Genomic DNA, 12,849 nt, shown 5'->3' on the forward strand with positions numbered 1-12,849 from the left:
AAGTTTGTAGAATTAAGAAAATCGGAAGTTTTAAAGGAGAAATACTATGGGATTATTTGGTAAAAGCAAAAAAGAACGAGAAAAAGAATACATGAACAAATTAGATGTTCCATCGTGTTTAAAAGAAAATTTTGAATTGATTATTGATGATGCATTTACAATTATGGGGGTTGGAACAGTTGCCACAGGAAACATATTAATAGGGATGTGCAGAGAAGGGGAAAATGCGTGTATTTATAAAGCAAATGGAGATATCTTAGAATCCAGAATTACTACTGTCGATGTACATACAAAAGAACGAAAAGCAAATGGTTGTGGATATAAAACAGAGCATGTTGGACTTGGGTTACGAGGTATTTCCAAGGAACAATTAGAAAAAGGCGATAAAGTAATTGTAAAAAATGCCAATATGTATGGAATGTAATTACAAATTCCAGTTGAACAAAGGAGGCGCTGCAACAGATGGACAATCATTCTTATGACGATATAATCAATCTGCCGAATCCGACATCAAAGAACCATCCTCGTATGTCACTTCACGACAGAGCAGCACAGTTTGCTCCTTTTGCAGCACTTACGGGACACGATGCAGCCATTAAGGAAACTGCAAGGCTAACAGATGAACGGTTAGAGTTAAGCGATGAAGTCATTATGAAATTAAATGACCAGTTAAATATGATTAGAGATAATATCGGCACAGAACAGGAAGTATCAATAACTTATTTCGTGCCTGATGATAAAAAATCCGGAGGAGCATATCTCACGCATTCCGGTATAGTGAAAAAGATTGATGAATTTGAACGCAAACTGATTATGCAGGATGAAACAGTTATCCCGATTGAACAAATCAGCGAGATTCAAGGAGAAATTTTCAAAGGACTATATGAGTAATAACTTGGAAAGGGCAAACAATGGAAACAAAACCAAGAATATTATACTTAAAGAAAATATTAGAGGAACAAACGGACGAGGAACATCCGCTTTCGACGACGCAGCTAATCAATATATTGGTTGATGAATACGGGATTTCAGCACATAGAACTACTGTTACGAAAGACATTGCAGCACTTCAGGAGTTTGGAATGGATATTGTTACTATCCACTCTACTCAGAGCAAATACTTTGTAGCCAGTCGCAAGTTTGAACTGCCGGAGCTAAAACTGTTGATAGATGCAGTGGAGTCATCGAAGTTCATTACAAAGAAGAAAAGCGAAACTCTGATTGAGAAGATACATACGATGACCAGTCCGGGGCAGGTGGCAAAGTTGAAGCGTAATAACTATGTGGTCAATCGTATTAAGCCGGATAATGAGCAGATATATTACATTATTGACGCTATAAACGATGCCATCAACGCAGGCAAGCAGATTTCTTTTCAGTATTATGATTATACCGGATTAAAGAAAAAGGTTCTGAAGAATAAGGGCGAGATTTATAAGCTGAGTCCGTATAAACTTCTCTGGTGTGGGGACTATTATTATGTTCTCGGATATTCTGAGAAGAAAAACAAGGTTATCAATTTCAGGGTAGACCGTATTGCTTCCAAGCCGGAGATATTGGATAAAGACATTATTCCTATGCCTGATGATTTTGATATTGAAAATTACACAAAAGAAGTATTCTTTATGTTCTCAGGCGAGAAAGTCCTTGTGGATTTACGGTGTGATAACAGTCTGATGAAAACAATGGTTGACCGTTTCGGAGAAGATGTGACAACCCTTGCGTATGATATGACTTCTTTCAGGGTACAGACCGAAGTATCAGCCAGTCCGACCTTTTTCGGGTGGGTGTTTGGTTTCGGTGGCAAGGTGCAGATACTTTCACCGGAGAGTGTGAAAGAACAGTACAGACAGATGATTGCACAAGCTGATGAGGGTATGCAGAAAAAAGAAAACAAAGAACAGGAAATCTAACACTCCAAAGCATACGATGTCAAAAAACGGCAGAATTTTCCCGCAAAGCTCGCAGTATGAATATGCTTAGGGCGTGGAGTTTGAAGTTTATCCGTTTGTGAATACAACCGCCCCAAACTATCATTGTGAAATTTGGTTAGCCGTGAACGAAAAAGGCGAGTAATAAGGACAGCAACTGCGAGTTGCTTGTTTGAGATAATGCGTGAGACTATAATAAAGGTGTAAGGGAGGTACTGCATAATGGATACAAAACAGGTCATACTTGAACTTCGTACTCAAAAGGGAATGTCGCAGGATGAGCTTGCAGAAAAAGTTTTTGTAAGTCGTCAGGCAGTTTCACGTTGGGAAAACGGAGAAACAGTTCCGAATACGGAAACATTGAAATTGCTGTCAAAAGTATTCGATGTTTCCATAAATACACTTTTAGGCTCACCGAGAAAGCTTATTTGTCAATGCTGCGGAATGCCGCTTGAAGATGATGATATTATCGGACACAATCACGATGGTTCTTTCAATGAGGACTATTGTAAGTGGTGTTATGCCGACGGAACATATACTTACAATGATATGGATGATTTGATTGAAGTTTGTGTTAAGAATATGGTAAGCGAGAATTTCACGGAGGAACAAGCCCGTTCTTATATGAAAGAGCTGCTTCCTACTTTGGATTACTGGAAGAAATATGATGAGCTTAGTGATAACGGTCAGTTTGAAGAATTCAAGAAAAAGTTAATCAATGAAATTAACGAATTGAATGTTGACGGAATGCCAAAGGTGGAAAAACTGAATGCCCTTGTGGGAAAGTATGTGAATCTTGAGTACCGGCTTCCGAATGGGCAAGCGGCTAAGTTTTTGAATGAGGCAAAGACATATCTGGGCAATCAGCTTGAATGTGAATACGGCGGCGATAGATGTTTCGGCGTTGTTGCAGATATGGATTTTATTCTTATTTGCACTTATGAAGAAGACGGTAAGAATCCGGAACTTGTATTGTATAAGAAAAGATGAGAATAGAGAAAAATAGTAAGCCATTGGAGTTAATGATTTCAGTGCAAGCAAAGAAATTTTGAGGTGTTAGCAATTTGCGACACCTCTTTTCTTTTGCGAAAAACCTACTTGAAAAAATTTTCGTATCAGGTATAATAAAACTATCGAAAGCAAACTGCTTCCGATAAAAAAGAAAGCGAGGTGCAGGTATGAGAAGCAAGAGTCCTGAACTTATGAGTGAGATAAAAAAGTATATCGAGGATTATTACCTGCAAAACAGACAATCCCCATCGACTACAAAGATTGCGGAAGCTGTTGGCATTGCCAGAGGTACAGCATATAAATACTTGGTAGAGATGGCTGAGAAGAATATGATTGAATATGACGGGCAGGAGATTCGTACCAATGTGACCCGTAAGTACAGTGGCGAACAGACACAGACGCCGATTGTAGGTTCTATTCCTTGTGGCAGTCCTCAGTATGAGGAAGAAAATATTGAAGAATATGTATCACTTCCTACTGCTATTTTCGGCAAAGGAGATTTCTTTATATTAAGAGCAAGCGGTCAGTCTATGATTGAAGCAGGGATTGATGACGGCGACCTTGTGGTTGTTAAAAAGCAGGTAGAAGCCAATGAGGGCGATATAGTAGTTGCCCTTGTGGATAATCAGAATACATTGAAACGCTATTTCCGAGATGATGAGAATAAGAAAATCATTCTCCATCCAGAAAATAAGAAGATGAAAGACATCATTGTAGATGAGTGCTGCATTCAGGGTGTGGCTTGTCACATCATCAAAGAACTATAACAGAGGACAGACGAATGAGAATACTTGAAGGAATTCGCTATCTAATCAATTTGGATAGTGCGGAAATACAACAGAACTTTGCCGGAGGAGTTGCACCGCCGGACAAGGTGGAGTCGGAGGTGGACACAACTTGAGTATTTATATGTCAAGAGCCGAGTTGGAAGAAATCAGCGAAGGCTTGATAACAGCTTATGCTAATAAGTTTAGCAATCGAGTGATTCAATCCATCGACATAGAACATTTCATTACAGAATTTCTTATGTTACGAATTGAATACGCTTCTTTCGCAGAAGATGATGCAGGCAGGATTGGCTTTCTGGCAGATGGAGCAACACCACTGCTGGTACATCAGGACGGAAAAATTATTCCCTTTGTTTTCCCGAAAGATACCATCGTACTTGATAAATTTCTTCTTGCTGAAAAGGAGCAGGGACGTCGCAGGTTTACAATGGCACACGAAGCGTCACATCATATCTTGAGTAAGATGTATGCAATGCCGAGTGAAGGACGCTTTCATGCAGAGTATGACAGTGAGCGTAGTTATTCCAAAGAGGAACTGGCTCAGATGTTTGCGTCTGTTGAGTGGCAGGCAGATACAATGGGAGCTTCGCTTCTAATGCCGAGAAGAATTATTGAAAATGCCTTGGCGAAATATAATCAGTCAAATCCGATAAGAGTTTATGGCGATAATACCATTACTTCAAAGGATAAAGCAGTTATCCGCAGAATGGCAGCTTATATCGGAGTATCTTATACAGCCTTGGTTATCAGATTGAGAGATATGGGGCTATTTGAGTATCACAATATCCTTGAGTACATTTCCAATGAGTTAAATCTGGGAGGTGTTTCACAATGAGGTTACAGACTCAGGTAGCACCTGAAATACAAAAGAGATTGCTTCTGTCAAGAGTAGAAGCAGAAAGCCTGAAAGAGCGTGATATTCTTTGCCCGACTTGCGGGTTCAGGATACAGAGAGTTTTTTCAGACGCAACCGGACATTTGAGTGTGAAGTGTCAGAAATGCAAGAATGTCCACATCTTAAATCTCGCTTACTTCCGAAGAATCCGTAGGAACGGATATGGTAGGAATTGCAGGCGATGAAGATTACAAGTAAATATCGAAACGATTTCTAATCGAGTAAGCGGAGATAAGCAATTTATTTGCTAAACTACCAAGCACCGTACGAAGCCGGATAAGTGAAGAATAGAAGTATTCTTTGCTGTCCAGATTCGACGGTGCTTTTTTTGTTGCTGTTTTATTCGATTATGCTTCGTGCAGTATTAGGTCTTTTCCCTTACTTGGGAAAGGACTTTTATGTTTTATAACGCATGGCAGTGCCAGATAGCTAAATACCCGTAATCTCTGAATTTTTGATTTCAAACCAATTCAAAAATTCAAATTCAAGGAGATTACGGAAATGACAAAGAACAACAAATTAAATAATCAGGAAGAACTTTTTGCAAGAGATTGTAAACTTATGAACCTCAAATATGAATATGACGGATATACCGGCACAGAGAAATGGGCAGTTGTTACTGAACTTACCGAAGAAGAACTGTGGGATAAATATCCGGATATTATCAGCAGATACACTCCATTTGTCCTGCTGTCTATGGCACAGGGAAAAGTGATTATTGACGATAACAGAGAAACTCATAGATGTGAAATGCGAGATGCAAGACATTTAGATGCCTTTTGTTATGAAGATGATTTATTTGAGCAATTCCATAATGAAGCATTCTTGGACTTTGTTGACCCATTTGAACTCAGAGAAGCAGAAGAAATTGCAGAGAGGAAAGAATTGCAGCGTCTGCGTGAAATTGAGAAAGTTAGAATAGTGCTTTCAATGATGAAACCAGCTCAGGAACGAAGATTGTATAAGTTTGTCATTGAGGGAAAGAGCTGTCGTGAAATAGCCGTAGAAGAAGGTACTTATCACAGTTCTGTCAGCAAATCTATTGAAGCAGCAAAGAAAAATTTTAAGAAATTTTATGAGAACCTCTGATTTTGGGTGTCCAAAATGAACCCTTTTGTGCAATGAGTGAAGGGGTTATTTCATTCTGGATACGAATGACACTTCAAAATATTTAGAAATGTGAGGTTTTACATATGAAAGAAAAAACAATTTGCCGTGGAGATTTATTCTACTACGACTTCGGAACACGAACAGGTTCGGTACAAAGCGGAACACGACCGGTGCTTGTAATTCAGGCAGATGATTATAACAGAAACGCACCAACAATTATTGTGGCTGCTGTAACAGGCGTTATCAAGAAAAGATACCTGCCGTCACATATCCTGCTCGGTCAGGAGTTTGGACTCAAGAAGCCGTCAATGGTTCTACTGGAGCAACTTCAGACAGTAAACAAAGATGAACTCAGAGATTACATCGGAACGATTGAAGATGAGCAGCTTTTAAGGCGAATAAATATAACGCTTAAAAAGACTTTCGGACTTTGGATTTATAAGGAAGAAAAGAAAGAAAATATCCGTTGCCTTTGCCCAAAGTGCCTGAAAGATTATATTCACAATCCTGATTATATCGTGCGTCGCCTTGACCCGTTTGCAAAGGTCAAAGACCATTGTGATAAATGCAATCAATCCGGTTGGGATTATGTGATTACCGAAAGACAGTGCAACGCAAGAGAAAAGGGGTGTCAGAATGTCTAAGAAAAGATATGAAATTGTAAGTTATGACATCCCGCTTTGGTTAAAACCTGTTTTATCGGTAACGGAAACCTCAATTTACACAGGGATAAGTGCCAATAAGATATATGAGATGTCAGAATCGGAGGACTGTCCTTTTGTTATATGGATAGGAAGTCGCAGGGTAATCAAGAGAAAATCCTTTGAGGAATACCTCGAAAGGCAGTATTCAATATAGTAAAAAGTCAAATCTGCGATGAGTCCGATTGCATAATGGGCTTATCGCAGAAAAATGAATATACTGATGCCATCAACACAAGGAGGACGAAATGCAAAGCAAAAAAGAAATGCCATTAGAGCATAAACCTATATTAACCATAAGAGAAGCGTCTTTTTATACAGGAATCAGTGAGAAAAAACTGATTGAAATAACAAATCTATATGCCTGCCCATTTGTATTGTGGATGGGTAATCGCAGATTTATCAAGAGAAAAGCATTCGAGAAATTTATTCAGACATCGGAATTTAAGGGAGGTGCAGATGATGAACAGATTGAATGATGAGTGGTTTTCCAGTAAAAGCGAGAGCGTTCCGTTGTGGCATAAGATAGCACTTTCTATTGATGAAATGTATGTATATACGGGCATTGGTAGAGAAACAATACGAGAACTTACAAAGCAACCGGAAGCAAAACAATTTACATTGAAAATTGGAAAAAGAACTCTGATTAAACGCAAACAATTTGAAGAATATTTAGACCAGATGTGTTCTATTTGAGGGGAGGAATGTAGATGTACAAAATAGATGGTTCTGAACTTTATGAATATCAGCAACAGCTATTGCAACCACCGGAGGATATACCAATTTGGGAAAAGAAATGTCTTACGGTCGAGGAAGCGGCTGCTTATTCAGGTATTGGAGAGCGAAGATTAAAGGCACTATTGATGGATAAGGATTGCAGTTTCAGAATTGCAAGAAGCGACAGGCTTTTAATTATACGAGAGAAGTTAGAGGAGTTTATTGACTCAAGCACAGAATTGTAGGAGGTAACATAATGGCAAATACTAAAAGAAAAGATAAATCAAGAAAGGTTCTCCGCAAAGGGGAATCGCAACGTCCGGACGGTACTTATCAATTCCGATGGACAGATGAGAACCGTAAAAGACATTGTATTTATGCAAGGAACTTGGATGATTTAAGATATAAGGAAGATGAAATCGACAAGGACAAGAAAGACGGTATCAAGGCAGAAGCACGCTATACATCACTTAACGATATGTATGAACTTTGGAGAGATTTGAAACGTGGAATAAAGAATAATACTTTTGAGAATTACAAATATATGTACGAGACATTCGTGCGTAATCAGATTGGTTCTCAATTCATAATGTCTATAAAAAAGACTGATATAAAAAGATATTACAACAGTCTTGTTGATGAAAGACATCTGAAACCCGCAACGATTGATAGCATACATACCGTTCTACATCAGGTCTTTGAAATGGCAGTAGATGATGATTATATCAGAAGTAATCCAACGGACAATGTTTTGCGTGAATTGAAAAAATCACATTGTTTTAAGAATGAAAAACGCAGGGCATTAACCAAACCGGAGCAGGAACTTTTTCTTGATTATCTGAAGAATACACCGGAAGCACAGTACTGGTATCCGATATTTGCAGTTATGGTTGGAACAGGGTTGCGTGTTGGCGAACTAACTGGACTTAGGTGGTGTGACATAGATTTAGAGGAAGGGATTATAGATGTGAATCATACACTGGTTTATTATGACCACAGAACTGAGGGAAGCAAGAAAGGCTGCTATTTCAACGTGAATACAACCAAAACTCCGGCAGGTATGCGACAAGTTCCTATGCTTGAATTTGTGAAAGAAGCATTTTTTATGGAAAAAGAAAGGCAGGAACTTCTCGGACTGCATTGTGAAGCTACGGTTGACGGATACACTGATTTTGTTTTTGTAAATCGTTTTGGTCAGCCACAGCACCAAGCAACGCTCAATAAAGCAATTTGTCGCATTATACGAAACTGTAATGATAAGCAGTTTCTGGAAAGTGAAAATCCAGAGGTTTTACTTCCTCACTTTAGCTGCCATTCCCTTAGACATACATTTACTACAAGAATGTGCGAAGCCGGTGTAAATGTTAAAGTTATTCAGGACGCACTCGGACACAAAGACGTATCCACGACATTGAACATTTACACAGATGTAACAAAGGAATTAAGAAAGTCAGAGTTTGAGGGATTAGAATTACAATTTAATCAGTAAATAGTTATAGAAAATCAGAAAGAGAGCATATGCCGTAGAGATATGGTGTGTGCTTTCTTTACTTTATGACGAGAAAGTGGTAGAATGATACACAAGACTGATGGCAATGCTATAAAACCCAAAACTAAATATGGCTATACACCATTTACACCATTTTTTACACCAAACCTCATTTTTACTTTCACGAAACAAGTGGGAATGGTGTAAAGAGGTTGAATAAAAGCCCATGTATAGGCGATAAAATTTACAAAATGGAATTAAGTCGTGAGTGGACGATTTCGTCCCCACAATGAAGTCCCTCGGTGGTGTAAAATCCGAAAATGGTGTAAAGGATAAAGAAGTTTCTACACCAAATTCAAAGCCTGAAAAGATTGATTTTTCTAAGGTAAAGGTTGAGCCTTTATTTGAAGAAGATGTTGATTTTGATACATTCTCAAAGTCTGATTTCAGAGCTGTAAAGGTTAAAGAGTGTGTTGCAGTACCGAAGTCAAAGAAACTCCTTCAGTTCACTCTTGATGACGGAACTGGCACAGATAGAACCATTTTAAGCGGTATTCACGCATATTACGAGCCGGAAGAACTTGTTGGTAAGACACTTATCGCCATCACAAATCTTCCTCCAAGAGCAATGATGGGCATTGACTCTTGTGGTATGCTTCTGAGTGCAGTACACGAAGAAGAAGGCGAAGAAAAACTTCATCTCCTTATGGTAGATGACCATATTCCGGCAGGTGCAAAGCTCTATTAAGAAGTACCGTTTTACCCTACAAAACGGGATGTACTTCATTTGTGAAAAAGCTCTGAAAATACACAAATACACCAAATTTACACCAAATGGTGCTTGAAACGGTGCAGAGCCTTAAAAATCGCATAATTTTCAAAATATATGGGCAGTTCCAATCGGGATTGCCCATTTTTTCGTTATAAACCGATGTTTGCACAGAAGATGGATAACAGTTAAGATGTTCCTGACGATACGATATTGTATGAGCTTAAAATCGGAGGAATAAGAAACAAGAAATGTATATGCGATTGACACCGAGAGAAAAAGAGATGGCAGATATGTTTGAGCAAATGAGCAAGGAAGGACAGGAAATAATGATTGAGTTTGCAAAAAGATTCCGAACGGAAGACCCTAAAGAATTGGTAAAAGAAATAAATCAGCGATTACATATATCACGTAGATGCCGATGATTTTAGAACAACCAGAGTGGTTATTCAGTGTAAAAGATTTAATTCAAATCCAGTGAGTGAGCCGGATATCAATCAATTTCTTGGTGCGATGAACAAATATCAAGCCGATTATGGAGTATTTATTACTAACAGCCGATTTACCAATAAGGCAAGAGAGGCTGCGAGAGAAGGTACACCGATAACATTGATTGACGGAAATGATTTAATCAGACTGGTTATTAAATATGAATTGTATACAGCTTATTTTCTTCGTTTAATTCAACTCGTTTCCATGCTATACGATTGTCGAAATATAATTGCTCTGTGCGCGTTGAAGACGAATATCACACAGAACATGGGCAGGTCGCATTGCGCCGCGACTTTAATTTTGATTCTCCTGTGACACAGTAAGAAGTGACAAGACTTTATAAGTAAACACCGAATCGCACAGCGCAGGCATTTTGGCCTGATGCTGTGCGATTTCTTTTTCACCTCACGAAATGCTGGCCTGCACAGCCGTTTGCTATGCAGCGCGTCTCATCCTTTGGGATGATTTACATTTCAGAACAGCCGCGTATAATATAATTTGAGATAGGTGGCAAAAGGCTTATGACAATCTCGCACTGTATCAAAGGGAGGGAAGACATGACCGAAAATATCATCATAAAGTCCTCCGTTCAGAAACGGTTTGACAGCTTCATAGCGCATGGCAGAGTCCTTTTTTTCAGCGCGCCCTGCGGCTTTGGAAAGACCGTGCTGGCGGACGCGCTGCTGCGCGGGCGGAATGTGCTGCGGCAAAGCGCGGCAGACCCAGACTGCGCGATCCCACCGTCAGCGCAGGATTGGGACATTCTGCTGATTGACGATCTTCAGCTCATGCAGGAGGAAGCCGGGCAGCAGGCTCTTTGCGAATTGATTCGCTCAAGTCCGGAGCGCCATTTCGTGCTGCTCTCGCGCGGTGTGCCGCCCGGCTGCCTGACGGCGTTTCAGTACACGGGGCTGATGACGGTGCTGGAGGCCGACGACCTGCTTTTTGACGCGGACGATGTGCGGCGACTGTTTCAGCTTTCGGGAGCAAATGTAACAGATAGCGAGATCGACGGAATTTTGAAAGAATCCGTGGGCTATCCGCTGGGTGTGGCCATCACGGCGCGGTGCATGTCCCCAGACAAGCCGTGGACACCGGAGCTGGTGGCGCGGGTGTTCCACGAGGTGTTCCTCTACTTTGAGACCGCCATCTACCGGCGCTTTGACCTACCGGTGCGGCGCTTCCTGTTGGAGCTGGCTCCCTTTGAAAGCTTTGACCTGGAAATGGCGCGGATGGTCAGCGGCGATCCCCGTGCCGGCGAACGGCTGGACTGGCTTCTTCGATACACCACTATGCTGCGCTACGACGACTGCCAGCGCTTCCACTTCTGGTCGGGTTTCCGAGCTTTTCTCCTCTGGGAGATGGAACGGGAGTATACCGAGGAAAAGCGCCGCGCGCTACTCAGCCGCGGCGGGCTTTACTATGAGTTAAAGGAGGACTTCTCCAGCGCGCTGGACTGCTATACCAGGGGCGGCGACCATGCCAAGGTCTCCGAGCTGCTGGTGCGCAATGCAGAACTCCACCCCGGCATGGGTCACTATGCCGAGATGGAAAAATACTACCGCAGCCTGCCGGAGGCGGAAATTCTCGCCTCTCCCTCGCTGATGCAGGGCATGAGCATGCTCTGCGCGCTGGCGATGGACTACGCAGGCTCGGAGCGCTGGTACGGCGAGCTGCAAGCATTTGCCGAGCGCTGCGGCAGGCAGGACGCCGCCGGAAAGCAGGCCCGCAGCCGCCTTGCATGGCTGAACATTTCTCTCCCCCAGCGGGGCGTGAACGGTCTGACGGAGACCATTCCCGCTGTGTTCCGGCTGCTGATGAACAAGGAAGTGACGCTGCCGTCCTTCTCCGTCACAAGCGCGCTGCCCAGCATCATGAACGGCGGCAAGGACTTTTCCGCATGGAGCAAAAAGGACGACCTGCTCTACAAAACCCTCCGTCTCCCCGTGGAGGCGGTGCTGGGGCGGGACGGCGTGGGTCTTGCGGACTGCGCCATCGCCGAGAGCAAGTTTGAAAAGGGGGAGGACGTGGCCGGTCGGATGCTGTCCCTTCTCCCACAGCTGAACGAGGTCCGCAACCGCGGCACGCCGGACATGGAGTTCGCCGTCAGTGGACTGCTGGCCCGCAGCCAGCTGGCAAGCGGACAGCCCGCCGACGCGCGGCGCACCATCGAGGTGCTCCGTGAATACTTTGCCGAGCGCGGTTTGACACGCTTTCTGCCCAATATGGACGCCATGCTCTGCCGTATTGACATGCACACCGGCGACCTTGACGCGGCGGACGCGTGGTATCGGGAAAAAGCCCCGCGGGAGCTGACGCACCTGAACGTCATGCGGCGCTACCAGTATCTCACCCAGGCCATGGTGGAGCTGGAGGACGGCAGGCCGGACACGGTGCAGCTGACGCTTGCCCCGCTGGAGCCGTATGTCCAAAACTGCGCCCGCATCATCGACGGCATTCACTTGAATGTCCTGACTGCCATTGCCCTGTACCGCAAGAAAGACGAGCGGTGGCGCGAGCGATTGACGGCAGCGCTGGATGCGGCGGCGGAGTACCGCTTCATCCGCACCGTCAGCGTATACGGCACGGCAGTGTTGCCGCTGCTGGAGGCACTGGACTGGGATGGTGACAAAAAGTGGTATAAGCAGATAATGGCGGCGGTACGGAAGCAGGCGGCATTCTACCCGCATTTCCTCGAACCCCGCCTTGCCCCCGGTGAGGAGTTGACGCCCACGGAGCTGCAAATTCTGCATCTGCTCTGCGCGGACAAGTCCAACGCCGAGATCGCGCAGATCATGGATGTGAAGCTGCCGACCGTGAAGACCCACGTCAGCCACATCCTCGACAAGCTGAACGTGAAGCGCCGGGCGGAGGCCAAGACCGCCGCGAAAAAGCTGCGGCTCATTCCGGATGACCTATAAAAGCTGTGCCTGTGCTTGAACGGGC

Annotated in this window: 16 protein-coding genes; all 16 read left to right on the forward strand. The window is 43.1% G+C overall.

Translation table 11 applies throughout. The features are described 5' to 3' along the window. Window positions 1-46: 46 nt before the first annotated feature. The 16 genes from R2K26_RS01755 to R2K26_RS01830 all read left to right on the forward strand — a co-directional run bounded on the left by R2K26_RS01755 (window position 47) and on the right by R2K26_RS01830 (window position 12,824). A complete protein-coding gene (locus R2K26_RS01755) occupies window positions 47-424 on the forward strand; it encodes a hypothetical protein (protein ID WP_117787972.1) in 378 nt (125 codons plus the stop codon). A gap of 38 nt (window positions 425-462) precedes the next feature. Then, window positions 463-891 (forward strand): YolD-like family protein, encoded by a 429-nt coding sequence (locus R2K26_RS01760; protein WP_147513984.1) that lies wholly within the window; start codon window positions 463-465, stop codon window positions 889-891. A 20-nt stretch (window positions 892-911) separates the two neighbouring features. Beyond that, the gene (locus R2K26_RS01765; RefSeq protein ID WP_155130642.1) at window positions 912-1,913 is read left to right on the forward strand and encodes a YafY family protein; all 1,002 of its coding nucleotides are present in this window, start codon (window positions 912-914) and stop codon (window positions 1,911-1,913) included. A gap of 240 nt (window positions 1,914-2,153) precedes the next feature. Next, a complete protein-coding gene (locus R2K26_RS01770; RefSeq protein WP_055215141.1) occupies window positions 2,154-2,921 on the forward strand; it encodes a zinc ribbon domain-containing protein in 768 nt (255 codons plus the stop codon). 188 nt (window positions 2,922-3,109) lie between these two features. Continuing rightward, window positions 3,110-3,709: a transcriptional repressor LexA gene (gene lexA, locus R2K26_RS01775; protein WP_002587849.1), complete on the forward strand. Its 600-nt coding sequence runs from the start codon at window positions 3,110-3,112 to the stop codon at window positions 3,707-3,709. Between the two features lie 130 nt (window positions 3,710-3,839). Continuing rightward, window positions 3,840-4,565, forward strand: a complete 726-nt coding sequence (locus tag R2K26_RS01780; protein ID WP_002594700.1) for an ImmA/IrrE family metallo-endopeptidase — start codon at window positions 3,840-3,842, stop codon at window positions 4,563-4,565. Window positions 4,566-5,126: 561 nt separating this feature from the next. Continuing rightward, complete coding sequence (locus R2K26_RS01785; RefSeq protein ID WP_316518459.1) at window positions 5,127-5,714, forward strand: sigma-70 family RNA polymerase sigma factor; 588 nt, start codon at window positions 5,127-5,129, stop codon at window positions 5,712-5,714. Between the two features lie 104 nt (window positions 5,715-5,818). After that, window positions 5,819-6,379 carry a type II toxin-antitoxin system PemK/MazF family toxin gene (locus R2K26_RS01790; protein WP_316518460.1) on the forward strand — a complete coding sequence of 187 codons (561 nt, stop codon included), beginning with the start codon at window positions 5,819-5,821 and terminating at the stop codon, window positions 6,377-6,379. Next, the gene (locus R2K26_RS01795; RefSeq protein ID WP_002587855.1) at window positions 6,372-6,593 is read left to right on the forward strand and encodes an excisionase; all 222 of its coding nucleotides are present in this window, start codon (window positions 6,372-6,374) and stop codon (window positions 6,591-6,593) included. The genes R2K26_RS01790 and R2K26_RS01795 overlap by 8 nt, the downstream gene beginning before the upstream one ends. Before the next feature lie 91 nt (window positions 6,594-6,684). Beyond that, the gene (locus R2K26_RS01800; protein WP_008789355.1) at window positions 6,685-6,915 is read left to right on the forward strand and encodes an excisionase; all 231 of its coding nucleotides are present in this window, start codon (window positions 6,685-6,687) and stop codon (window positions 6,913-6,915) included. Beyond that, a complete protein-coding gene (locus R2K26_RS01805) occupies window positions 6,896-7,132 on the forward strand; it encodes an excisionase (protein WP_257274652.1) in 237 nt (78 codons plus the stop codon). The genes R2K26_RS01800 and R2K26_RS01805 overlap by 20 nt, the downstream gene beginning before the upstream one ends. Before the next feature lie 14 nt (window positions 7,133-7,146). Beyond that, entirely contained in the window at window positions 7,147-7,398 is a 252-nt protein-coding gene (locus tag R2K26_RS01810) for an excisionase (protein WP_008789357.1), read from the forward strand. A gap of 11 nt (window positions 7,399-7,409) precedes the next feature. Continuing rightward, window positions 7,410-8,642: a tyrosine-type recombinase/integrase gene (locus R2K26_RS01815; RefSeq protein ID WP_316518465.1), complete on the forward strand. Its 1,233-nt coding sequence runs from the start codon at window positions 7,410-7,412 to the stop codon at window positions 8,640-8,642. Between the two features lie 268 nt (window positions 8,643-8,910). Then, a complete protein-coding gene (locus R2K26_RS01820; RefSeq protein ID WP_396897210.1) occupies window positions 8,911-9,390 on the forward strand; it encodes a methionine--tRNA ligase subunit beta in 480 nt (159 codons plus the stop codon). A gap of 423 nt (window positions 9,391-9,813) precedes the next feature. Continuing rightward, window positions 9,814-10,218, forward strand: coding sequence for a restriction endonuclease (locus tag R2K26_RS01825; RefSeq protein WP_316518889.1), 405 nt, complete (start codon window positions 9,814-9,816; stop codon window positions 10,216-10,218). A 242-nt stretch (window positions 10,219-10,460) separates the two neighbouring features. Beyond that, a complete protein-coding gene (locus R2K26_RS01830) occupies window positions 10,461-12,824 on the forward strand; it encodes a LuxR C-terminal-related transcriptional regulator (protein WP_316518467.1) in 2,364 nt (787 codons plus the stop codon). The last annotated feature ends 25 nt before the right edge of the window (window positions 12,825-12,849 follow it).

Origin of the sequence: Neglectibacter sp. CSJ-5 (assembly GCF_032490475.1) — a bacterium.
GTDB classification, from domain to species: Bacteria; Bacillota; Clostridia; order Oscillospirales; family Acutalibacteraceae; genus Hominenteromicrobium; species Hominenteromicrobium mulieris.

What these genes read in the sequence shown, in the direction of transcription:
- R2K26_RS01785 (WP_316518459.1), top strand. Translation starts at nt 5,127, where the DNA reads ATGACAAAGAACAACAAATTAAATAATCAGGAAGAACTTTTTGCAAGA.
- R2K26_RS01800 (WP_008789355.1), top strand. Translation starts at nt 6,685, where the DNA reads ATGCAAAGCAAAAAAGAAATGCCATTAGAGCATAAACCTATATTAACC.
- R2K26_RS01810 (WP_008789357.1), top strand. Translation starts at nt 7,147, where the DNA reads ATGTACAAAATAGATGGTTCTGAACTTTATGAATATCAGCAACAGCTA.
- R2K26_RS01830 (WP_316518467.1), top strand. Translation starts at nt 10,461, where the DNA reads ATGACCGAAAATATCATCATAAAGTCCTCCGTTCAGAAACGGTTTGAC.
- R2K26_RS01765 (WP_155130642.1), top strand. Translation starts at nt 912, where the DNA reads ATGGAAACAAAACCAAGAATATTATACTTAAAGAAAATATTAGAGGAA.
- R2K26_RS01755 (WP_117787972.1), top strand. Translation starts at nt 47, where the DNA reads ATGGGATTATTTGGTAAAAGCAAAAAAGAACGAGAAAAAGAATACATG.
- R2K26_RS01760 (WP_147513984.1), top strand. Translation starts at nt 463, where the DNA reads ATGGACAATCATTCTTATGACGATATAATCAATCTGCCGAATCCGACA.
- R2K26_RS01795 (WP_002587855.1), top strand. Translation starts at nt 6,372, where the DNA reads ATGTCTAAGAAAAGATATGAAATTGTAAGTTATGACATCCCGCTTTGG.
- R2K26_RS01815 (WP_316518465.1), top strand. Translation starts at nt 7,410, where the DNA reads ATGGCAAATACTAAAAGAAAAGATAAATCAAGAAAGGTTCTCCGCAAA.
- lexA (WP_002587849.1), top strand. Translation starts at nt 3,110, where the DNA reads ATGAGAAGCAAGAGTCCTGAACTTATGAGTGAGATAAAAAAGTATATC.
- R2K26_RS01770 (WP_055215141.1), top strand. Translation starts at nt 2,154, where the DNA reads ATGGATACAAAACAGGTCATACTTGAACTTCGTACTCAAAAGGGAATG.
- R2K26_RS01790 (WP_316518460.1), top strand. Translation starts at nt 5,819, where the DNA reads ATGAAAGAAAAAACAATTTGCCGTGGAGATTTATTCTACTACGACTTC.
- R2K26_RS01805 (WP_257274652.1), top strand. Translation starts at nt 6,896, where the DNA reads ATGATGAACAGATTGAATGATGAGTGGTTTTCCAGTAAAAGCGAGAGC.